This is a genomic window from Neobacillus sp. NPDC093127, assembly GCF_044754175.1.
In the GTDB taxonomy this organism is placed as follows: Bacteria; Bacillota; Bacilli; order Bacillales; family Cytobacillaceae; genus Neobacillus.
The window spans coordinates 39,733-61,453 of record NZ_JBIVOP010000019.1; the positions used below are offsets into that span (position 1 = coordinate 39,733).

Consider the following 21,721-nt stretch of genomic DNA (forward strand, 5'->3'; position numbering starts at 1 on the left):
CGTCACCATGTGAAAAATTCACATGGTGACGGCATCCAGACCTTGCTAAATGTCAGACCCTATTATTCGGAAACTGCAAACGTCTTTTTGAAGTCGTTGATTGCAGAAGCCATATCTTCATCAGAAGGAAGTTCCTTCGTGGTTGCAATATGGTCTAACAAATCTTTGCGGTTGTGGTCTAACCAATTATGGAATTCAGATTCAAAACGACGGATATCCGCTAAGGGAATATCATCAAGGAACCCGCGTGTTAAGGCATAAAGAATCGCCACTTGCTTCCCTACGGACAACGGCTTGTGAAGGTCCTGCTTTAGCACCTCAACTGTACGCGCACCGCGGGCAAGCTTTGCTTGTGTTGCTTTATCAAGGTCAGAACCGAACTGCGCAAATGCTTCTAGCTCACGGTAAGAAGCAAGGTCAAGACGGAGTGTACCGGCAACCTTCCTCATCGCTTTGATTTGCGCCGATCCGCCTACACGGGATACGGAAAGACCTGCGTTGATCGCTGGACGTACACCGGAGAAGAATAGGTCTGATTGTAAGAAAATTTGTCCATCCGTGATGGAGATAACGTTTGTTGGGATATAAGCAGAAACGTCACCTGCTTGTGTTTCAATAAATGGCAATGCTGTGATCGAACCAGCGCCAAGTGAGTCGTTTAATTTTGCGGCACGCTCAAGTAAGCGTGAGTGCAAGTAGAATACATCCCCTGGATAGGCTTCACGACCTGGAGGACGGCGAAGTAATAGGGAAAGTTCACGGTATGCAGCCGCTTGTTTAGAAAGATCATCGTACACGATTAATACGTGCTTGCCAGCATACATAAATTCTTCAGCCATTGCAACACCAGCATAAGGAGCTAGGAATAGCATCGGAGCAGGCTGTGAAGCAGATGCTGAAACAACGATTGAGTAGTCTAATGCGCCACTTTTACGAAGTGTTTCAACAGCACCACGTACAGTTGATTCTTTTTGTCCAATGGCGACATAGATACAAATCATGTCTTGACCTTTTTGGTTAATGATTGTATCGATCGCAACAGATGTTTTACCTGTTTGACGGTCACCGATAATTAATTCACGCTGGCCGCGTCCGATTGGAACGAGCGCGTCAATCGCTTTAATACCTGTTTGTAATGGCTCATGAACGGATTTACGAGCCATTACGCCGGAAGCAACCGCTTCAACAGGGCGTGTTTTTGTTGTATTGATTGGACCCATTCCATCGATTGGTTGTCCTAATGAGTTCACAACACGGCCGATTAGTCCCTCACCAACTGGAACCTCCATGATGCGGCCTGTACGGCGTACTTCGTCGCCTTCACGAATTTCCGTGAAAGGTCCAAGGATGATAATACCGACGTTATTTTCTTCCAGGTTTTGTGCCATACCCATAACGCCGTTCGAAAATTCAACAAGTTCTCCAGCCATGACATTGTCGAGGCCATGAACACGTGCGATACCGTCACCTACGGAGATAACTGTACCGACATCCGTCACTTGAATTTCTGCCTGATAGTTTTCAATCTGCTTTTTTATCAGGGCACTGATTTCTTCAGCTTTAATGCTCATGAGTTTCACCCCTAATCTTTCAAATCTTAACTTAACAATTTACGTTCTAAACGGCTGAGCTTACCGCTCAATGAGCCGTCATATATACGATTTCCAATCCGAAGGCGGATACCGCCAAGCAAGCTGGAATCTACGATATTCTCAATTTTTAGCGATTTCTTGCCCACTTTTGCGGCAAAAACAGAAGATACAGCAGCACGCTCCGCCTCTGTTAAGGCACGGTAACTGTGCACTTCGGCCTCAGCGATACCCATTGCATCGTTCGCCAGCTCAATAAACTCATTGGCCACGTCAGCGATTTCATCCTCGCGGTGACGGTCAATTAAGATTAACAGTGTATTGAGTACGTAAACATTTACCGATGCAAAAGCATTCGATAAAATCTCTTTTTTCTTATCAATCGAAAGCTTCGAAGATTTTAATACGGCTTTAAATTCAGGATGATACCCGACAACTTCCTTCACTGCACGAAGGTCTTCTTCTATTACTCCAAGAGCTTGAGTCTCTTTCGCAATTTGGAAAAGAGCCAACGCGTAGCGCTTTGCTACCATGGAGTTACTCATCGTTTTTCTCCTGCCTCTTGGATATATTCGTTAATCAGTTTGTCTTGATCCGCTGCGCTCAATTCTTTCTCAATTACTTTAGAAGCAATTAAGACAGACAACGATGCCACTTGTGCGCGAATCGCGGCAACTGCTTTTTCTTTTTGCTGCTCAATCTCTAACTTAGCGGCTTCTTTAATGCGCTCAGCTTCTGCGCGGGAAGCGGAGATGATTTCTTCACGCTGAAGATCGCCTTGCTTTTTCGCTGCTTCAATTAAACTTTGAGCGTCACTGCGGGCTTCTTTTAACATATTTCTTTGTTCTTCTACTAACGCGGCAGCTTCTTTACGGCTCTTTTCAGCTGATGTAATTTCATTTGCGACATGCTCTTCCCGTTCTTTCATGATGCCCATTAACGGGCCCCATGCGAACTTCTTCAGCAATAACATCAAGATGATAAAGATCACTAATTGGAAAAGGATCGTACCCCAATTAACTCCGGTATGTGCTGCTGCACCTAATACTAGACTGCTTGTAAACACCTCGGGTTCACTCCCTTCAAGAGTTGTTCCTTTATATATACAAAAAACCATCATTTTCAATCGTCATTTTTCGAAAAACTAATATCAGGGTTTGTACTATTAACCTGATGAATACAGATATAAACGAATGGCGAAGGTTCTCAGTTGATCTTCGCCATTGGTCTCGGAGTTAACCTAGATTATTTACCTTGAACCATGAACGCGATAACAACCGCGATGATAGGAATCGCCTCAACTAACGCAACCCCGATGAACATTGTTGTTTGAAGCATACCGCGAGCTTCTGGTTGACGAGCGATACCTTCAACTGTTTTAGATACGATAAGACCGTTACCGATACCGGCACCTAGTGCTGCTAAACCGATTGCAATTGCTGCTGCTATAAGACCCATTTGTAATTTTCCTCCTTAAAATGTATAAATAATTTTATTTTTTGTTCAAAAAAATTGAACAGTTATATTAATGGTCGGTACTTACCTTATGAGACAAGTAAACCATTGTTAACATGGTGAAAATAAATGCTTGAATGGCACCGACAAAGACTGAGAAGCCCTGCCACGCCAACATTGGTACTGCTGCGTAAAGCCACCCGAAATTTCCGGATTGTGCTAGACCACCTGCGAGTAATCCTAGTAAAATCTCACCCGCGTAAATGTTTCCGTAAAGACGGAGACCGAGAGTCAGCGTATTTGCAAACTCTTCAATAATTTTGATTGGGAACATGAACCAAAACGGTTTAAAGAATTCTTTCCCGTAGGCAGCTGTCCCTCTCATTTTCACTCCATAAAAATGGGATAATCCCACCACCAAAGTCGCCAGTGTCAGTGTTATTCCTGGATCGGCAGTCGGCGATTTCCACCAAAGTGTATCATCGATGACGATTGAAAATGGCAGTCCAAGCATATTAGAGACAAAGATATACATCATCATGGTAATTCCAAGTACATGAAATCGCCCGCCGGTTTTCCAATCCATCGTACTGTTAATGATGTTCTTCACGAAATCCATGACCCATTCCATGAAATTCTGAACGCCGGTCGGCTTCATCGCCAGCTTACGCGTCGATAAAACGGCAATTAAAAAGACAACTGCACTTGCGATGGTAATCATTAACATGTCAGCTAAATTAAAATTAAGTCCAAAATATGTTACTATTGGAGCTTTGTGTTCCAACAATATTCACCTCGCTTCCCCGCTTTTTTATGTATTTTTAATGCTGTGAATAAAAAAATCTATCATAATGACAATATAGGATGTCATTAACCCTATAACCACACTGATGAGGTGAAGCTGGTCTGGATACATCATCGTAACCATAACGGCCAGCGCCGCCGTCGCAAACCTTGAAAAAGACCCGAGTGACCGTACCTTTTTCCCCTGTTGAATCGACTCGCCAAACTTGTCCATCTTTCGGACCATTAACCACAAATTAAAAAGGCTCAAACTCGTCCCAAAAACCAATCCTAGAAAGACGGGTTGATAAGACGTGAACCCCCAGCCGAGTACATAAATAGATAATAAAAGAAACATCCATCTTCGCAGTCTTGAAAATATTAATTGATATTCCGGCATGGTTGGTTTAATCTCCTGAAAAGAAATGACGGATTCGGAATCAATGCCTGCCGTAAGTCCAACGAACAATCCGATTATTAAGAAAATTATCTCTGCACCGAAGAAGCGGACTTAAAGGTACTTTGGGATAACAAAAAATGTGGTATTCAAAGCAGGTAAACTCATGAAAACCTCATGAAAACCTCATGAAAACCCTGTCATTTTACACCCTTTGTAAGCATACAATAGGCAACTTTCAATGTCAATGAGTTTACGTGAATTATTCCACAACCCACCCCCGTAATTTCTTCCAATATTATTTTCTTATTTATACTATAATTGTATTGTAAATTCTTAACGTTTTATGGCTAAATTGTGTCGATTTTGTGAACATTTTGTTCACAAAAATAAGTAGACTAGGACCTCCGCCTAGTCTACTTTTTCGCCAATTTTAATCATCCGTTCAATAAAATCCTCCTTGTTCGCCTTCTTGGCAAACACCTTCACGAGGTAGGTTCCGTCAGCCGGCAGCTGCTCACTTGGGATGTCTTGCTTAATCAGCCCTTTTTTCACATTCACGGCCGTATCCAAGAAGCCAATAAACCGGTAATCCTCAGGGTTAAACAAGGCAATCCCAAACTCCTCCGCCCCGCCCGGCAAATAGACCTCATACCTGTACTGCCCCGGCTTATCCCCTTCCGCAAAATCAAAGCCCATCACCCTTGGGTAGCCCGGCTCCTCGAGCACATACAAATAAGGAATTTGAATCGTCCTCGCCCCAGCCTGCAAGCTGAGGAAGCCATCATGGATTTTCCCTTTAAAAATCTGCGGGTCAACCTGCAGCTCAAGCGTAACATCCTTTGCTTGGTGCGGCTCTAAGGTGAAGGAGAGAGGGAACCTCCAGCTCAGTCCTTCCACACGGTTCGGAATCTGAAATGAATAGCTTGCCTTTCGCTCACTCGTATTTTCCACATGTAAAACGGCCTTATGACGATCACCCTCATCACTGAATTTCCCAAATTGGATACTGCTCGGCGTGACGAGCGATGCCGTTTTAATCGCCTCATCCACTTGAATTCTGCCTGCCCCTTGTTCGAAGGTGCGATAGTAGGCGGACCGGCCACCGGCATTTGTGGCCGGCGGATGGGTCACCTTGGCGGAATCAGCCCCCGTTTTCACCAGCGGTTTCGCCGTATTCATCAACGCCGCCTTGATTTGCTCCGGCGTCCAGTCCGGATGCGCCTGCTTAATCAATGCGCAGGCCCCGGCAACGTGCGGCGCCGCCATACTCGTCCCCTGCAGGCTCAAGTAGCCGCCTGGAACCGTCGAATTAATCGCCACCCCGGGCGCGACAATGTCCGGCTTAATTTCCCATGTCCCCGTCACCGGCCCCCTTGAGCTGAAATCAGCAAGCTGGTCCCGTTCTTGCGAGACCAAGACCCGTGCCGACAGCCCCTGCTTAATTTTTTTTTGTAAAATAACTCCGTCACCCTTCGAGAGTGATCCGACAGGGATGCTACTCTGTGTATCGAGGTTACCCTTGAAGCCCCCGCTCATATTATTGAAGATGAGCACAGCTGACGCCCCCGCTTGACGGGCGTTTTCCGCCTTTTCCGAAAAAGTTAATGTTCCCCTTTTCATTAGGACTAGCTTCCCCTGCGTCTGTTTCAATTCACTTTTCCTTCCGAGCCCGCCATCGACAATGTCGAGCGAGCGGTCAAGCTTCCAGTTGGCCGATCCTTCCATTGGCTGAATCCGCAATCGATTCCGGCTTCCTTCTATTAATAGAGATGGTATCTCCATCGTCGGCGTCGAGGCCCCGACAGAAATCGCTTTTGAGGCAGTCCCCGGGGAACCGACCGTCCAGACATTCGGTCCGGAATTGCCCGACGCCGCCACCGCGACAATCCCTTTATCAACGGCGCGGTTGAGGGCAAGACTAATCGGCAGGTCGGGGCCGTTGATATCGTTTCCGAGCGAAAGGTTAATAATATCGACTTTATCTTTGATGGCCTGCTCAATCGCTGCCAGCACCTGCTCGGTTGTTCCGCCGCCGCCCGGTCCAAGCGCCCGGTAGGCAACAATTTTCGCCTCGGGGGAGACGCCTCTTATTTTTCCATTAGCCGCAATGATGCCGGCGACATGTGTGCCGTGGATGGTCGCCTGCCCAAGGCCCCGAGTTTCCATTGGATCCTGGTCATTGTCGACGAGGTCATGGCCGCCGCCGTAGTTTTTCTTCAAGTCCGGATGGGTGTAATCGACGCCGGTATCGATAACCCCAACCGTCACGCCCTTTCCGGTCAGGCGCTGATTTTTTTGATCAAAAATACTGCGGACTGCATCGCCGCCAATGATTTTGACACTTTCCTCGGTTTGGACTTGATAATGGGTGACGGGTGAGATATTGAGGATTTGTTTATTTCTGGCAAGCCGTTCGATTGCCTGCGGCTTCCCTTGGACAGAAAATCCGGTAATCGCCTCGCGGAAAACTCGGCGGAGCTTGACATCCCTAAACGGGCGGATGAGCTCGTTGATTTCCTGCTCGCTATGCGGTTTTTCTAAGAGAACAATCGCGATTGTCTCCTCGGTGGGTTTGGGAATCGGCGGATGGATGAGTGTTCGTGGAGCTTGAAAGGCCAGGATTAAAGCGAGCAGTAATTTCATTTGAAAAATTCCCCTTTTCTAATATCGTTTTCATCGAGTGGGGAAAGTATGCGGTTTTTTGGGAGATGGTATTTGGTTCCTCGCTTTGTGCCGGTTGACGGCAGATTGAGTGAATGGAGGAGATTTTTCGCCACAGCATCTGAATCAATATGTAAGAAATCCTTGAACTGCTTTCTAGTCATCGTCGGGCTTAAGAGAAGAAAAAAGTCATCCACCGCTGTTAAATGGGCCGTTTTTGAAAGAAAATCGCAGCTCGGACATTGCCAATTAGCTGAACGATAAATCATCGGAAGTTTATTACATTTTGGGCAGCATACGCCAGTTGGAATCTGATTAGGTGAGATATTGTGATGACGGAGAATATCAGGGATTGCAATCGTGTGCTCAGCTAACAGGCGCTCTGATAGATCATCTAGCTTCTTTTTGCTTAACTGGGGAGTTTGATATTTCATTTCAAGTTCGTTTATCTTATCAAGAAGTGACTCTCCAAAAATCAAGTGGTCATAAATTTGTATATTATCTGGAGCTGTTTCAATAATGGTTGAGGTTTTGCTAATCAGAGCAATTGACTCAATTGGTAAATTTTTTATGTGTTTTTTGCGGAGCCAATTACGAAACTGAACATGGTGCCTTTTTACTTGTTGAATTGGATTTGAAATTCCTTCTTCCTTACCCTGATACTCTTTCATGACCTGATTGGAGCCTTTTTTAAAGCGTAATGTACCAGAAATATTTTTAATTTCAGCAATCAGCACGAAGTACTTTGAGAGTATGAGCAAATCCATTTGAAATGCCTTCTTATCATGAAGCCGCAAACCATGGAAAATGTAATACTTCTCGTCCGGTAAGAACGAAAGATAGAAACGTGTTTCTTTTTCACCGTAATAGCCTTTTAAGCGCCATTTTAATTCCCTCTCAATCATTGGTCTTAAGGGATCTAGTTTTGACATCCTGCTTAAGATCGCAATACACTGATGAATTTCAATAGAAACTGCTAAATCCAGTTTAATCATTTGCTAAAATCACCTCTATTTAGTAAATTCATTCATACTATTCGATTCTTGATGAGGAATTCCTGCGAATTTTGGATGGTTTTGACGAATTTTTATCTAGTTTTCACAAAAAGGTCAAAAATTTCAGGGGGGTATTTTGCTTGGAAAAAGTTTTGGCTATTTTTCTTGTGGTATTGGCTACTTTTTATCGGGTTTTGGCTATTTTTTTGATGGTTATGGCTACTTTTCGAGGGGTTTTGGCTATTTTTCAATGGGTTTTGGCTAATTAGACATTATCTGGAAAATTAACCCTCAAAAAACCCACCCGTTTTACCCAAAACAAAAAGGCGGACATCTCTCTGTCCGCCTTCCCACATAAACTTACTTAATCCAAGCTCCATCAGAACCTAGTTTATAACCGTCAACTGTTGTGCTGTAGGCCATTTTTCCAGACTTCGGATTTAGGTAATACCATTTACCGTTGATGAGTTTCCAGCCTGTGTTCATCGCACCGCTATTGCTTAAGTGGTACCACTCGCCGCCAGTTTTCACCCAGCCTGTCAGCATCGCACCGCTGTTGTTTAAGAAGTACCATTTGCCGCCATCAAGTGCCCAGCCTGTTTGCATGGCACCAGATTTACCAAGCAAGTACCATTTGCCGCCTACTTGCGCCCAGCCCGTTTGCATTGCGCCGGATTTATTAAGCAGGTACCATTTACCGCCATCTTGTACCCAGCCTGTTTGCATTGCACCATTTTTATTCAGGTAATACCATTTGTTGCCGTCAAGCAACCAGCCAGTCTTCTTCACATCTTTCGTGTAGTAGAACCATGTGTTTCCTTCCAATTTCCAGCCATTTTTCACCACTGGTTCTGGTTTTGGATCCGGTTTTGGATCCGGTTTTGGATCTGGTTTCGGATCCGGATCTGGATCTGGCTTCGGATCTGGATTTGGTACCGGATCTTGATCCTTCACTTCCGCACGGAAGATCGTGACATCTTTCTTCGTTTCATTTCCGCCCCAATCAAGGAGACGAAGGCTTACTTTGTTTTCGCCATGCTTCAAGTCAACCGTAAACTCATACGGAGTACCAGCAGGAGTCATTACATCCACTGGGCTCTTGTATGGTTGAACAAATACTTGGTCCGAGCCAACATATAAAGATAAATAGTTGAAGTTATCTTTTAATTGTAACTTCACCGTAGCTTGATCAACATCATAGCCCACTTTTTCAGGTGCATCGACAACAATTTCACCTGGAGTTGTATCAACATAGACAATTCGGGAAATGCCGTACTCTTTGCCCGCAATGTCCGTTACCGTAATCGGAATCTTATACTTGCCGTCTTTTTCAAACTTAACCGTTGTTGAGAATTTGTATTGCTTTTTCGCTTCATCGTAAGTAAGTGCTACATCTTTACCGTCAACTTGTACTTTTTCTACCCCAAGGTCATCGGTTGCATAACCTGAAACTGGAACCTCAAGTGATCTGTACGTTCCACCTGCTGAAGGTGCCGACATGTACACAAGCGGAAGTGCTTTGTCACCTGCTGCTGTTTTCGAACCGCCAACATTGTAAGCATAATCAATCGCAAATACTTCAACAGACGTTTTTGCTGCCAGCGGAGTTTCAAACTTATAGCTTGTTGCCGTGCCGCTTACTTTATCTGTTACTAATTTTCCATCAACATAGATCGCGTAGTTCATCACGCCAACGCCTTGCTCATCTGTTGTCCAGTTAACGGTTGATGCATCATTATCGTAGGCTGCTTTCACCTTTGGGGCTGTTGTATCGACATAAACTGGGATTTTCTTCGTTTGATACTCAGCACCCTTGTAATTCACAACAGATTTAATTTCGTAGTAGTACAGGCCGTCTTCTACCTTCTTAGAATTAACCGTACCATCCCAAGCACGGCTTGCTTTGAGGTTAAACGTACTGGACCCTGAATTACCAGAGTTAAAGTAGCTCTTTCTTACATCCTTCTCCAATGCAACACGGCGAAGCAACTTTCCATCTTTATCAAGAACATTGAATTGAACCTCACTTGCATTCCGCAAGAATGTTGGACGCGGGTAAATGTTATCATTTTTCCCATCGCCATTTGGTGAAACTGGGTAGTATTGCTTTTCCGGAACTAGAGCAACCGGTGTATTTGAACCAGTTTGCATTTCATTCAAGCCGTGGTTGAAGAATTTTGTTTCTCCAAGCTCTTTAAACCCGTCAAGAATGCTAGGGCGATCCCATTTACCATAGAAACCCACATATGGAACATTTAGTGTTGCTTCTAATTTATTGTTCGTATCAGTAAGTGTAACGAAACCTTCAACGAAAATATCCTCTTTCAGGTCTAAGGCAACTTTCTTACCGGCATTATCAAGACCAGGGATTTTTGCATTCGTTAAATCAACCTTTACGGAAAAATCAACCGATTTTCCGGCTGGCACTGTTAACGTTTTTGGCGCATCGACTACCGCACCATCCATGTTGCCGGCAATTAACGCATTCGTATCTGGTTTACCAGTCGTTTGCTTAACTGTGTCCGTTAAAACGTCGGTATTCACAGCGTACGTTACCGCTTTATCCGAAATGTTCTTTGCAGTAAAGTTCATCGTGAATTGTTTGCTTGTGAAATCTTTTAACGCGACTTTGCCTTCGTTGCTTGATTTTTCAACAACAACAACAGGTGTTGAAACCGCGTTGAAAGTTTGCATCATCCCTGCACCTTGACGGCGCGGCGAGAATGGCTGGCCATTCAAATCAACAATTTTGCTGGATGTGTTCATTAATAGAACTTTTGCAAAGTGGGTCCGTTCGCCAGCTGTTAACGCCTTGAAACGAGCATCCTTCTTCAAGTATTGCTGGACAAGCGCACTTCCGCCAGCAACGTGCGGCGCTGCCATTGACGTACCGCTCATCACTTCATATTGATTATTATTAATTGTTGAGTAAATTTTTCCGCCTGGAGCCGTGATTTCTGGTTTGAAATCAAGGTTTGGTGTCACACCCCATGAAGTGAAGTCTGTCATCCGGCCCATTTCAGGATCATCTGTTTTCTTTGTTTGTGTCACGCGAAGCGTTGTGTTACCCGCTTTGATTGCAGCTTCAAGCTCAAGTCCCTGCTGTCTTTGAATCTTCATAAACGGAACTTGCCAGCCGCCTTGGTTTTCAAAGAATACTGGGTTATCACTGTTATAGACAATGATACCGGCTGCTCCTGCTGCTGCAGCATTTTTCGTTTTATCCGCAAACGCTAAATCTCCACGCGGCATAACAACAATTTTACCTTTGACATCAAGTCCGGCATAGTCCGCTGGAGCTCCAAGCTTACCGCCAAGGCTTACTAGTTGTAATGTATTATTTTTCGCAAGGTCGGTCCAATCATCAATACCAAAACCTGTTGCCGCGAAGCCTGCTGCACCGTCAACGGTGATGCCATGCTGGTAAAGGTAGCTCACATTACCTGCTGCAGCCACTTGAATCGTGTCGGCATTTAGACCAGGCGCCCCAACAACCCCAATATCTGGGTTACTTGCATATGGATTTGGATTTGCTGCATAACCGTACGCAATATGTCCGGAGTTACCAGCCGAAACGGAACTAACGATTCCGTTATCAACGGCACGAGTGATCGCTAAATCTTCTGCGCTTCTTTCATCATAGAAAGATGCTACTGAACCTAAGCTCATGTTCAATACATCTGCACCAAGCTTGATGGCGTCATCAATCGCTGCAAGATAGATATCGGAAGAAGTCGAAGCATAGTTTGGATCATTACTGAACACCTTCATGCCAAGAACTTGTGCTTCAGGTGCTACCCCTTTAATTCCGCCCTTTGATTCATCACCGTTAGCCGCGACCGTTCCGGCAACGTGCATCCCGTGATTCGAGCCACCTGGCACTAAATCAAGGATGGTACTATTTTCATCAAAGTAATTATAGCCATATGGTACTTTATCTGTGAAAAATTTACCCTTTAAGCCGGCTTCGCTCACAAATTTGCTAACCTTTTCTTTTGATAATGCTTCCTTCGCAGGATCCGTTACCTTAAAGTCGCGGTGGGACGGGTCGACACCTGAGTCAATGACAGCGACTACCATGCCTTCACCTTTCAGTTTCGCATCGGCCCAAGTGGTTTGCGATTGGATAAACGAGTGGCTAGTTTTCATTTCCGGTGTTTCTTCTGGACGGTTGTACTCGTTGGCGATATAAACATTTTTGACACCAGCAATGGCCTCAATTTTGGCGATTTCACCGAACTGAACATCACCGCTGAAGCCGTTAAACGCAGTGGTAAAGGTCTTTTTATAGTTTACTTTCACGCCTTTGGCGGAAATCTTGTCTTTTACACTATTTTGCTGTTTTACTAGTGTTGAAGCTAGTGAACTCTTTTTACTCTCAGCTAAATCTTTGTATAATTTCCCCTCTTGTGTCGCGAATTCGACCGGTGTTTGTCCGTCTACCTCGACGATCACGCGGACCTTATCCGATGGATTTAAGCTTGCGCTTGTCTTAATATCCCCAGAATCGATTGTTTTCAGATCCTTACTTGCCAGGTCCTGCAGCTGTTTTACCTTTGCGGCAAAATCATTTTCTGGCGTGCTTTCAGCAGACGCGGATGCGGCAAACCCTAGATTAGAAAGTACTAGAGCAGACGCGAGCGCATATGAAGCCGCCTTTTTCTGTGTTTTTTTCTTCATGAAAGCCTTTCCCCCCTATATGTCTATCAAATTTTGATTTGAAATAATTATTCGAAAAATCAAAATAGGTAAACTTTATCTTAATATTTTTTGTAAATTTGGTCAATATAATTTTTAAATTTAAAAGATAAATATTTTTCGACATTTTCAGAATTATAAATACATTGGTATAAAGAGGAAAATATTCAGAAACAACTTTTTTTCGACAAATTGGAAATTATTTTCTTTTTGGTTTGGAGTTTTAGTGAAATATCTTTTTTTCGATCTGTGGTCTTGATGGAATTTTATTTTAAAGGAGACCTTAATCGGAATATTATTTTATATGGAGAGATTTTTTAGGGGACTTTCTCGTTTAGATGGTCTGTTTTTTGTCATGAAAAAGGTTTTGGCTACTTTCCTTGGGGTTTTGGCTACTTTTTAACCTGTTTTGGCTATTTTTTTGATGGTTTTGGCTACTTTTCAGAGCGTTATGGCTATTTTTCAAGGGGTTTTGGCTAATTAGACATTTATTGGAAAAATAAACACAAAAAAAAGCCGAGTAGACTCGACTTTTTTTAAATAGAAATTATTTCGTCCCAAACAACCGGTCGCCGGCATCGCCTAGGCCTGGCACGATGTAGCCGTGGTCGTTCAATTTCTCATCCAAAGCGGCGATGTAAATATCGACGTCCGGATGCTCCGTTTTCACGGCCTCGACGCCTTCTGGTGCGGCAATCAAGCACATAAATTTGATATGTTTCGCACCGCGCTTTTTCAAGGCGTAAATCGCATCAATCGCCGAGCCGCCTGTAGCCAGCATTGGATCAACGACGATGAAGTCGCGCTCTTCGACGTCACTTGGAAGCTTCACATAATATTCAACTGGCTTTAATGTTTCCGGGTCGCGGTATAAACCGACATGGCCCACCTTCGCGGCTGGAATACATTTCAACATTCCGTCCACCATGCCAATTCCAGCACGTAAAATCGGAACCAACCCTAGTTTTTTCCCTGACAACACCTTTGATTTTGTTTTGCAAACCGGTGTCTCAATCTCAATATCCTCAAGCGGCATATCCCTTGTGATTTCAAACGCCATCAATGTCGCCACTTCGTCGACGAGCTCGCGGAACTCCTTTGTTCCCGTATTAATATCCCGTATGTACGTAAGCTTGTGTTGGATAAGCGGATGGTCGAAGACGTATACCTTTGCCACAATAATCGCCCCTTTTAGTAAAATTAATCAAACACTCCGTACTATTTTACAGAAATAAATTGCAATGAGCAACTCGTAGCCTGTATCTCGAAAAAAAACTTGCCGACAAATGCCGGCAAGTTTTATGCAAAATCTAGTTCTTTTTTAAGCAACAGCTTTTGCGTTAATTTTCCTTAAACTGATTTTGGTATTGCTGTAAATTGCTTTGTGCACGGGTATACCTTGTTAAGGCGTAGGAGCCAAAATCTTCGCCGCCAGCTTCCTTCATTAGTGCCCAGATCGTCCAGAGGAAATCCAGGAAAATCTTATTTAATAACAGCAGCTGCAAGTTGGCACTGGTGATCTCGCCGTTGAAGTATTCCAGCAAAAATAGCTTTTCCTCTGCAGGAGACAGTTCCGCCTCAATGATATAGCCGGCAACATCCCAAAGCGGGTCGTTCATGCCGGAAAATTCCCAGTCAATCAAGTACATCCGCTCTTCCCCGCTCTTGACAAAGTTCTCCGCCAGCGGGTCATTATGGCAGGGAACAAGTTGTACCTGTAAGGATTGATAGAAGGCCTCTAGTTTGAGTACCTGTTGTTTCACTTCGGCATGGCCATCGAACAGCTTTCCATTTAACGCGGACAAAATCGTTTCATATTCGGTTATTTTTTCAAATACATCAAATCGGGTGCTGAACGTCTCCCCAGATGTATGCAGAGTATTAAAAATCTCCGCTACCTTGACAAGGTTGTCCTCCCGTGTGCCTGTCTTCGGATTGAGTGTTTCCGCATCCGGGATAAAGCGGACAATCTTCAAGCCCGTTTGTTCATCGAAGAAAATCACATCGGGATTAATCCCAAGCCGGCTGGTAATCTGCGAATTAACCTTCTCTGCCAGGCGATTAATATAGTGCTCGGTTCCTTTTCCCGGTATTCTCACTGCCAATTGATCCGTGCTGGTCGTGACTTTAAAATTCCGATTCGTTAAGCCGCCAAGCACCTCGACAGCGGTCACCTCTTCTACGCTGATGTTCAAAGCCGATGCAATGACTTGCTTCAGCTCTCTTTCTTTAAAATCAGCTTCTTTCTTTTGGAGGGATGGGTAGATGTTATCAACGACTTTAAAATGATGCAGATAGCTATCAATTTCCGCCCAAATCAAATCAGGAATCTTTAAAAAACCAATCTCTATTTTTCTAGATACATCTAAGAGTAAGTACTCGTAATTTACATATGGATTTTTATTGTTCGCAAATAAACGAAGCATTTCCATGTACACTTCATAAGAAATCTTCGTAATCCCCGTCATCTCGCCGTCAATCCGGTTTAACTGGTGAATGTCCTTGGAGATTTTATACAGATGATTGTTCTGAATTTCGATGAATGCCTCATCGCCCAATCCACTTTCTTTTGTCACCAGGATGCAGTCCCGTTCAGGGTGGTTAAGCAGGTCATAAACCGCCGTTTCCTCGATGAGAATATCATCTTCCAACAGAAGGAAATCATCAGTAATCAAGTCATTCGCCGTGGCAAGTGAGGCCATACTTCCTGTCCACAAATACCGTGGATTTTCAACAAAGTGCAGATTGCCTTTTCCTTTTAAAAATTCTGCTTCGGCAAAGGCCCCTTTTTGATACCCGGTAACAATGATGATTTTTTCAATCCCGTTATTCTCTAAAATCCCAATGTTTCGCTCTAAAAGGGGCGTATCCTTGATGGGAAGCAGGCAGGCAGGTAAATCAAATTCTGACTTTTCCCCGGCCGCGAGGATGACTGCTTGTTTTACCGTTTTCCTTTCCTTACTGTACAGCTTGATTTTCGTTTCATGAAGCTGCTCTACTTCATTTTTCAAGAACTCAATCCCTAATTCAGTAATGAGGTAGCTATGTTTATTACTCGATTTCTCAATCGTGATGTACTCATCTTCAACTAAATCATTTAATGTATAATTTACTTTCCCGATGGAAAGATTACATAAATCTGCTAATGCTCGTTGACTAATTTCGGGTTCCTTTGAAATCAGTTCTAATAGACGAAATTTGTACATAGTGCGATTCAACTCCATCTGTTCAATTTTTGAACAATAGAATCATACCATATTATTTTGGGAAGTAACGATGGCTTTTTATAAAAATAAATCGACATTTTTTTCAAGAGATGACTCCGATGAAGCGAAAAATCGGCCTTCGAAGTGAAGGCCGATGGGTAATGATTAATATTCTGGATAAAGGGTGAAGTTGCTTGTTAATGCTTCAACGCGTTTGCTCGCCTCTTCCAGCTTCGCTGCATCCTCATGGTTCTTCAAGGTGTAGGCGATGATCGAGGCAATTTCGTCCATTTCTTCTAGACCGAAGCCGCGGCTTGTGACGGCAGCTGTACCAATGCGGATACCGCTTGTAACAAACGGGCTTTGCGGATCGAATGGAATCGTGTTTTTGTTAACCGTGATGCCGATTTCATCAAGTACCTTTTCGGCCACCTTGCCTGTTAAGCCAAGGTTCTGGACATCAACGAGCAGCAAATGGTTATCGGTTCCGCCGGAGACAAGCTTTAGGCCTTCTTTTTCAAGACTTTCCGCTAAGCGCTTGGCGTTAGCAATAATGTGCTCCGCGTATTCTTTGAAGCTTGGCTCTAGTGCTTCTCCAAAGGCAACCGCTTTGGCGGCGATGACATGCATCAGCGGACCGCCTTGGATCCCAGGGAAAATCGATTTATCAATTTTCTTGCCATATTCCTCTTTGCAAAGAATCATCCCGCCGCGTGGACCTCTTAACGTTTTATGCGTCGTCGTCGTGACGAAATCTGCATACGGCACCGGATTTTGATGCAGGCCTGCCGCAACGAGTCCGGCGATGTGGGCCATATCGACCATTAGATATGCGCCAACTTCATCGGCAATCTCACGGAATTTGGCAAAGTCAATCGCGCGTGGATAGGCGCTGGCACCGGCAACAATCATCTTTGGCTTGTGCTCAAGTGCTTTTTCACGGACAACATCATAATTGATGCGGTGTGTTGTTTCATCGACACCATATTCAACAAAGTTATATTGAATACCGCTGAAGTTCACGGGACTGCCGTGTGTTAAGTGACCTCCGTGGGATAGGTTCATGCCGAGAACGGTATCGCCCTGCTCAAGAACAGTAAAGTAGACGGCCATATTGGCTTGTGCGCCTGAATGAGGCTGAACGTTCACATACTCCGCACCGAAAATTTCTTTAGCACGATCGCGGGCGAGGTCCTCGACCACATCGACATATTCACAGCCGCCGTAATAGCGGCGTCCCGGATAGCCCTCTGCGTATTTATTGGTTAAAACGGATCCCTGTGCCTCCATAACCGCTTCGCTGACAAAGTTTTCTGAGGCAATTAATTCAATTTTACTGCGCTGACGGCCTAATTCTTTCTGAATCGCTTGAAAAACCTGCTCGTCCGCTTCTGACAAATGCTTCATGATAAATCCCCCTTAGCACGATTACATATTATGTGAAACCGCAAACAATTTGAAAATTCCCTCTCCATTTTAGCACGTTTTTCTTTTATGTAAAAACTTAATTCGGTGCCTGACACCATCTTCCATTAAAAGGGAAATGGTGCCTGACACCCTATAGTTTGGCTATGGTTCCTTGGACCCGGCGCCTTGGACCTGGTGCCTGACACCACGGACGTTTTTAAGAACAGCTTGAGTTCTCTTTGTTTCGTTCATAGACGGCTCTGGCGCCGCCAATCAGTTTTGGGCGTACTTTAGCTAGGGTTACATAGGCTTGGCCGATAGTTTTTTGCTTGACGCGGATTGGTACGGCTACATGTTTCAAATGCATGCCAATCAACGTGTGGCCGATATCGATCCCTGCATCCGCCTGGATGAACTCCACCACAACAGCATCATCCATTTGCTCAAACGCATACGTCGCCATCGCCCCGCCCGCCTTGCGGACAGGGATAACGGACACCTCGTCGAACCCGCGCTGCTCAGCCGCTCTGCGCTCGACAACAAGCGCCCTGTTTAAGTGCTCGCAGCATTGAAAGGCAAGATGAATCCCTTGCTCCACCTGAAGCTTTTTCAACCCGCGAAAAATCATTTCGGCAACTTCGATGGTGCCCGAGGTGCCGATTCGTTCGCCGATGACCTCGCTCGTGCTGCAGCCGATCACCAGCAGCTGCCCCGGCTTAAATGCGGCCTGCTCCTTGAATTCTGTTAAAATCGCTTCCAACTCTTTTTCCCATTCGTGAATCATCATCGGACACGCCCTTTCGATAAGACTATTCTCGGATAATTTGTTGGTTTTCTCTTGCCCAGTCAATTGAAGAGAAAGTTAGAGATTCTTTTCTTCATATTCAGTGATTTTGCCGACGCGTCCCGCATGTCGTCCGCCCTCAAATTTCTCTGTCAGCCAGATTTCCGCGATATCTCGCGCCAAACCAGGTCCAATCACGCGTTCACCCATCGCGAGCACGTTTGTATCATTATGAGCTCTAGTTGCCTTGGCGCTAAACGTGTCGTGCACTAAGGCACAGCGGATTCCTTTCACCTTGTTGGCAGCAATACTCATGCCAATACCGGTGCCACAAATCAAAATCCCTCTGTCGAATTCGCCGCTCGCCACCTTTTCGGCGACGGGGAGCGCATAATCCGGATAATCCACCGATGTTTCACAATCACAGCCAAAATCAACATAGTCAATTTTTAATTCATCCATTAAATTGGCGATTTCCTTGCGAATATGGATGCCGCCATGATCTGATGCCAGTGCTACTTTCATGTAAAAATCCTCCTGTACCATTCTTTAGTCTTCATTTAATTTTGACATACCGGCCTAAAAATATAAAGATTAATACAAATTTGAGATGGACTCATAAAATAAAAGCCCTCTATTAAAAAAGAGCGCGGGGCCGAGCCTTTATCAGAACAAAAAGCTCCCCATTTAAGTAGAGAGCTTCCGTTAAGCATTACGGTTTTAATTGTTCGATGACTTTATTAATTAATTCCTCCAGCTCGCGAAAGGTTTCTTGATACGTCGCGAGGCTCCCGCCGTAGGGATCGCTGACGTCAGGATTGAATCGTTCGCCGCTGTATTCCTTTAAGGTAAAAACCTCGACGTTTGCTTGCGGATATTGCAGCAGGATGGACGCTTTATGCGAGGCGGTCATCGTTAAAATCAGGTCGGCCCATTCCACTTCTGCCGTGGTCAGCGGGGTTGAGCGATGCTGATGTGAAATCTTGTTGTCGCCGAGCACTTTTTTGGCATGCGCGGACGCCTCACTGCCGCTCGCGGCATAAATCCCTGCCGATCTGACTTCGATGCCATCCATGTTTTTATTTTTCAAAATTGCTTCCGCCATAGGACTGCGGCATGTATTTCCCGTACAGACAAACAAAATTCGCTTCATGAAAGCCTGCCCCCTTTCCTCATTATCATTATATCCAAAATTTCAAGTAAGTCACAAATGGTGCCTGACACCCTTAACAATTTAACGATAGGTTATAGCTTGTTTACCCATTTGCTCCCAGCCGCGTTTGAAGGCACTGATTGTGGCTTTGCGGTTTTTTGTTACGGACAAAGGGTCGTTGAAATAGATATATTGGCTGTCATAGCCTGTGACGAGAACGCTGTGTTCCTTATAGGTAATGGAAATCTTGCCAGTCGGTGTATTCCACGTCTGCCAATATTGTGATGGGACGGTGTCATACCATGAGGTTACAATCACCCAGACTGGCTTGCCATTATTTAGCTGCTTATAAATCTCTTCAAACCGGCTGCCGCTAAAATCGACGACCCGATTGGGCAGGTATTTCTCCGCAAGTTCGGCGATTGGTCCGTGGTAAACACCAAGGCCAGGCTTCGAAAAGCTATACATATCACCGACAAAACCTGAATACGGATTGCCGAAATAGATTTGTCCATTCTTTGTTGAATACGGGGTCGGATCCCGCCGCACCTGGGATGCTAACGTCATTTTGTTCGCCTTCACACCGGCATCTTGGAGCATCATCGCAAGCGACGTCACTTCACAGCCGCGCGGGAGCTCCGGCATTTGCGAGATAAGCGGAGCGTTAAGCTGCACTGAGGACACAGCACCGTTGCCGCCCAGGTAATACCAATCGCCTCCGCTTTGAATCCAGCCCGTTTTCATCGCGCCATCTGAATTTAGATAGTACCATTTGCCGCCATCAAGCACCCAGCCGACCGCCATTGCGCCGCTAGCCGTCAGATAGTACCACTTACCGCCGCTCGATAGCCAGCCGGTTTTCATCGCACCATTACTAGCTAAATAATACCAGCGGTTCCCGTCCTTTATCCAGCCAGTTCTCATCTGTCCCGAGCCAGCTAGATAATACCATTTGCCGCCGTCTAACACCCAGCCGGTCTTCATCATCCCTGCGCTATCAAGGAAATACCATTTACCGCCGCTGGCAAGCCAGCCCGTCAGCATTGCTCCGCTATTTTTGAAAAAATACCACTTGCCTTTATCGAGTAACCAGCCCGTTTTCATGACCCCGGTTTGATCAAGATAGTATCGGCTCCCGTTATCGGTAATCCAACCCGTTTGCTTTTCGCCATCCGGACCATAGTAATACCATAGCCCATCCTTGATGACCCAGCCAGTAGCGGCCACCGTTACTTCGATTGCATATGTACTTCCAGCCCCGTCATCCACGGTAATTTTTAGAATCGTATTTGCAGGCTGCTTCATTATGGCCGCTTCAAATATTCCATCCGAATCGGCTTGTGCCGTGTTAAGCAGGCCCTGTTTATTTTCCACTTTAATAATGGCATTCGGGAATGTCTTCCCTTTAATGACTGTCGTTTGACTTGTTACTTTTTCCAATAATTGAATTTCTGCTGGTTCACTTGTCCTTACATTTGTATCTGCCAATGCTAGTTTTGGAAAAAGAACTTGAGAGATTACCAGTAATGTAAGGCAAAGCTTGATCCATAATTTCCGCTGCAACTTGAGTTCCTCCCCTGTTAGATTTAATAGATTGCTAGGTGAAAAATTTACCAGCTTCTATTCTATCATATTTACAGGGGTTTTTGGAAAATTGAAACATTTATGGGTATCCAAAGGCTTTACCCGCAACCAAAACGGAATTAAAAGCTTTAACCCTTACCAAAAAAGAATCAGAAGTTTTAACTGAAAACAGAACGGAATCAAAACCTTTAACCGTTACCAAAAAGGAATCAGCAGCTTTAAGCCAAATCCGAGCAAAATCGCGCCGCCAAGCGCCTCACTGTAAGCCCCCATCCAGCCCTGCACCTTTCTGCCGAGCAGTAATCCGGCCCATGTTTGCACGGTTGCAACGATTCCAAAGCATAAGATAACCATAACGGTTTTAGCGCCGTAGATGCCCAAGGTTAAACCGACGGAAAAACTATCAAGGCTCACACTCAAGGCAAATAACAATAAGCCAAAGCCAACCGGCGTAATGACTTTCTCATCCCCTTTTTTCAAGGACGACCACACCATCTGCAGACCTAACAGGATTAACAGCAATCCGCCAATAAAGGTGGCAAACACACCAAACTTTTCTGATAGGTATTTGCCGGCTATTAGTCCAACAAGCGGCATCCACACATGAAATAAGCCAATCATCAGGCCAATATTAAAAATCCTTCGCAGCGGCAGTTTGTACATACCCATGCCAAGCCCAACCGAGAAGGCATCCATCCCCAGTGCAAATGCCATTATTGCTAGTGTAAGTATTTCGCCAACCAATTCAGACATTCCGTCCTCGCCCCCTTGGACTAACTAACCTAAGCATATGCACGTCCAACTGGTTTTAGAAGAAATTCTCGGGAAATGGGGACGCTTGCTGCCCACACAGATAAAAAACACCAGCCCCCGTCTTAGAAGGAGCTGGTGTTTATCAGATGAGCCTGCTTGTTGGCGTCAAAACTCGCACGTCTTAAAACTAGCTAATTCCACGAAGATTCTAGACGGAGAAAAACAAGCGTTTTTATCCAGTGGGGCTTAAGAC

The 21,721-nt window shown here is 44.9% G+C and carries 18 protein-coding genes; 1 reads left to right on the forward strand and 17 read right to left on the reverse strand.

The window, feature by feature from the left end; translation table 11 throughout:
- Positions 1 to 62: 62 nt before the first annotated feature.
- From atpA to ACIQCO_RS21840, 8 genes are all read right to left on the reverse strand, one after another.
- Positions 63 to 1,571 carry a F0F1 ATP synthase subunit alpha gene (gene atpA, locus ACIQCO_RS21805; protein WP_400432569.1) on the reverse strand — a complete coding sequence of 503 codons (1,509 nt, stop codon included), beginning with the start codon at positions 1,569 to 1,571 and terminating at the stop codon, positions 63 to 65.
- 26 nt (positions 1,572 to 1,597) lie between these two features.
- Positions 1,598 to 2,134, reverse strand: coding sequence for a F0F1 ATP synthase subunit delta (locus ACIQCO_RS21810; protein WP_400432572.1), 537 nt, complete (start codon positions 2,132 to 2,134; stop codon positions 1,598 to 1,600).
- Positions 2,131 to 2,655, reverse strand: coding sequence for a F0F1 ATP synthase subunit B (locus tag ACIQCO_RS21815; RefSeq protein WP_400432575.1), 525 nt, complete (start codon positions 2,653 to 2,655; stop codon positions 2,131 to 2,133). Before ACIQCO_RS21815 ends, ACIQCO_RS21810 begins: the two co-directional genes overlap by 4 nt.
- 179 nt (positions 2,656 to 2,834) lie before the next feature.
- Positions 2,835 to 3,047 carry a F0F1 ATP synthase subunit C gene (atpE, locus tag ACIQCO_RS21820; RefSeq protein ID WP_066093867.1) on the reverse strand — a complete coding sequence of 71 codons (213 nt, stop codon included), beginning with the start codon at positions 3,045 to 3,047 and terminating at the stop codon, positions 2,835 to 2,837.
- 67 nt (positions 3,048 to 3,114) lie between these two features.
- The gene (gene atpB, locus ACIQCO_RS21825) at positions 3,115 to 3,828 is read right to left on the reverse strand and encodes a F0F1 ATP synthase subunit A (protein ID WP_400432579.1); all 714 of its coding nucleotides are present in this window, start codon (positions 3,826 to 3,828) and stop codon (positions 3,115 to 3,117) included.
- Between the two features lie 27 nt (positions 3,829 to 3,855).
- A complete protein-coding gene (locus tag ACIQCO_RS21830) occupies positions 3,856 to 4,227 on the reverse strand; it encodes an ATP synthase subunit I (RefSeq protein WP_034723623.1) in 372 nt (123 codons plus the stop codon).
- A 408-nt stretch (positions 4,228 to 4,635) separates the two neighbouring features.
- Positions 4,636 to 6,870, reverse strand: a complete 2,235-nt coding sequence (locus ACIQCO_RS21835) for a S8 family serine peptidase (RefSeq protein ID WP_400432582.1) — start codon at positions 6,868 to 6,870, stop codon at positions 4,636 to 4,638.
- Complete coding sequence (locus ACIQCO_RS21840) at positions 6,867 to 7,883, reverse strand: nuclease-related domain-containing protein (protein WP_400432585.1); 1,017 nt, start codon at positions 7,881 to 7,883, stop codon at positions 6,867 to 6,869. Before ACIQCO_RS21840 ends, ACIQCO_RS21835 begins: the two co-directional genes overlap by 4 nt.
- Positions 7,884 to 8,023: 140 nt before the next feature.
- Between ACIQCO_RS21840 and ACIQCO_RS21845 the strand changes: the two genes are divergently transcribed.
- Entirely contained in the window at positions 8,024 to 8,152 is a 129-nt protein-coding gene (locus ACIQCO_RS21845; protein WP_400432588.1) for a hypothetical protein, read from the forward strand.
- A 91-nt stretch (positions 8,153 to 8,243) separates the two neighbouring features.
- Here ACIQCO_RS21845 and ACIQCO_RS21850 read toward each other — a convergent pair whose 3' ends face one another.
- The 9 genes from ACIQCO_RS21850 to ACIQCO_RS21890 form a co-directional block, all read right to left on the reverse strand.
- Positions 8,244 to 12,563, reverse strand: a complete 4,320-nt coding sequence (locus ACIQCO_RS21850) for a S8 family serine peptidase (RefSeq protein WP_400432590.1) — start codon at positions 12,561 to 12,563, stop codon at positions 8,244 to 8,246.
- A 565-nt stretch (positions 12,564 to 13,128) separates the two neighbouring features.
- The gene (gene upp, locus ACIQCO_RS21855) at positions 13,129 to 13,758 is read right to left on the reverse strand and encodes a uracil phosphoribosyltransferase (protein ID WP_024030601.1); all 630 of its coding nucleotides are present in this window, start codon (positions 13,756 to 13,758) and stop codon (positions 13,129 to 13,131) included.
- Between the two features lie 163 nt (positions 13,759 to 13,921).
- On the reverse strand, positions 13,922 to 15,787 hold the full coding sequence (locus tag ACIQCO_RS21860) for a winged helix-turn-helix transcriptional regulator (protein ID WP_400432593.1): 1,866 nt from the start codon (positions 15,785 to 15,787) through the stop codon (positions 13,922 to 13,924).
- Positions 15,788 to 15,952: 165 nt separating this feature from the next.
- The gene (gene glyA, locus ACIQCO_RS21865) at positions 15,953 to 17,194 is read right to left on the reverse strand and encodes a serine hydroxymethyltransferase (protein ID WP_400432596.1); all 1,242 of its coding nucleotides are present in this window, start codon (positions 17,192 to 17,194) and stop codon (positions 15,953 to 15,955) included.
- 217 nt (positions 17,195 to 17,411) lie between these two features.
- A complete protein-coding gene (locus ACIQCO_RS21870) occupies positions 17,412 to 17,981 on the reverse strand; it encodes a TIGR01440 family protein (RefSeq protein WP_400432599.1) in 570 nt (189 codons plus the stop codon).
- A 75-nt stretch (positions 17,982 to 18,056) separates the two neighbouring features.
- Positions 18,057 to 18,503 carry a ribose 5-phosphate isomerase B gene (gene rpiB, locus ACIQCO_RS21875; protein WP_400432602.1) on the reverse strand — a complete coding sequence of 149 codons (447 nt, stop codon included), beginning with the start codon at positions 18,501 to 18,503 and terminating at the stop codon, positions 18,057 to 18,059.
- A gap of 187 nt (positions 18,504 to 18,690) precedes the next feature.
- Positions 18,691 to 19,131 (reverse strand): low molecular weight protein arginine phosphatase, encoded by a 441-nt coding sequence (locus ACIQCO_RS21880; RefSeq protein WP_400432605.1) that lies wholly within the window; start codon positions 19,129 to 19,131, stop codon positions 18,691 to 18,693.
- A gap of 81 nt (positions 19,132 to 19,212) precedes the next feature.
- Complete coding sequence (locus ACIQCO_RS21885) at positions 19,213 to 20,694, reverse strand: C39 family peptidase (protein ID WP_400432608.1); 1,482 nt, start codon at positions 20,692 to 20,694, stop codon at positions 19,213 to 19,215.
- 216 nt (positions 20,695 to 20,910) lie between these two features.
- Positions 20,911 to 21,468, reverse strand: a complete 558-nt coding sequence (locus tag ACIQCO_RS21890; protein ID WP_400432611.1) for a manganese efflux pump MntP — start codon at positions 21,466 to 21,468, stop codon at positions 20,911 to 20,913.
- Between the last annotated feature and the right edge of the window lie 253 nt (positions 21,469 to 21,721).

Excerpts from the sequence above, each read along its gene's own strand:
- atpA (WP_400432569.1), bottom strand. The coding sequence starts at position 1,571 with ATGAGCATTAAAGCTGAAGAAATCAGTGCCCTGATAAAAAAGCAGATT.
- ACIQCO_RS21810 (WP_400432572.1), bottom strand. The coding sequence starts at position 2,134 with ATGAGTAACTCCATGGTAGCAAAGCGCTACGCGTTGGCTCTTTTCCAA.
- atpE (WP_066093867.1), bottom strand. The coding sequence starts at position 3,047 with ATGGGTCTTATAGCAGCAGCAATTGCAATCGGTTTAGCAGCACTAGGT.
- ACIQCO_RS21830 (WP_034723623.1), bottom strand. The coding sequence starts at position 4,227 with ATGCCGGAATATCAATTAATATTTTCAAGACTGCGAAGATGGATGTTT.
- ACIQCO_RS21835 (WP_400432582.1), bottom strand. The coding sequence starts at position 6,870 with ATGAAATTACTGCTCGCTTTAATCCTGGCCTTTCAAGCTCCACGAACA.
- ACIQCO_RS21840 (WP_400432585.1), bottom strand. The coding sequence starts at position 7,883 with ATGATTAAACTGGATTTAGCAGTTTCTATTGAAATTCATCAGTGTATT.
- ACIQCO_RS21850 (WP_400432590.1), bottom strand. The coding sequence starts at position 12,563 with ATGAAGAAAAAAACACAGAAAAAGGCGGCTTCATATGCGCTCGCGTCT.
- ACIQCO_RS21860 (WP_400432593.1), bottom strand. The coding sequence starts at position 15,787 with ATGTACAAATTTCGTCTATTAGAACTGATTTCAAAGGAACCCGAAATT.
- glyA (WP_400432596.1), bottom strand. The coding sequence starts at position 17,194 with ATGAAGCATTTGTCAGAAGCGGACGAGCAGGTTTTTCAAGCGATTCAG.
- ACIQCO_RS21870 (WP_400432599.1), bottom strand. The coding sequence starts at position 17,981 with ATGATGATTCACGAATGGGAAAAAGAGTTGGAAGCGATTTTAACAGAA.
- rpiB (WP_400432602.1), bottom strand. The coding sequence starts at position 18,503 with ATGAAAGTAGCACTGGCATCAGATCATGGCGGCATCCATATTCGCAAG.
- ACIQCO_RS21880 (WP_400432605.1), bottom strand. The coding sequence starts at position 19,131 with ATGAAGCGAATTTTGTTTGTCTGTACGGGAAATACATGCCGCAGTCCT.
- ACIQCO_RS21890 (WP_400432611.1), bottom strand. The coding sequence starts at position 21,468 with ATGTCTGAATTGGTTGGCGAAATACTTACACTAGCAATAATGGCATTT.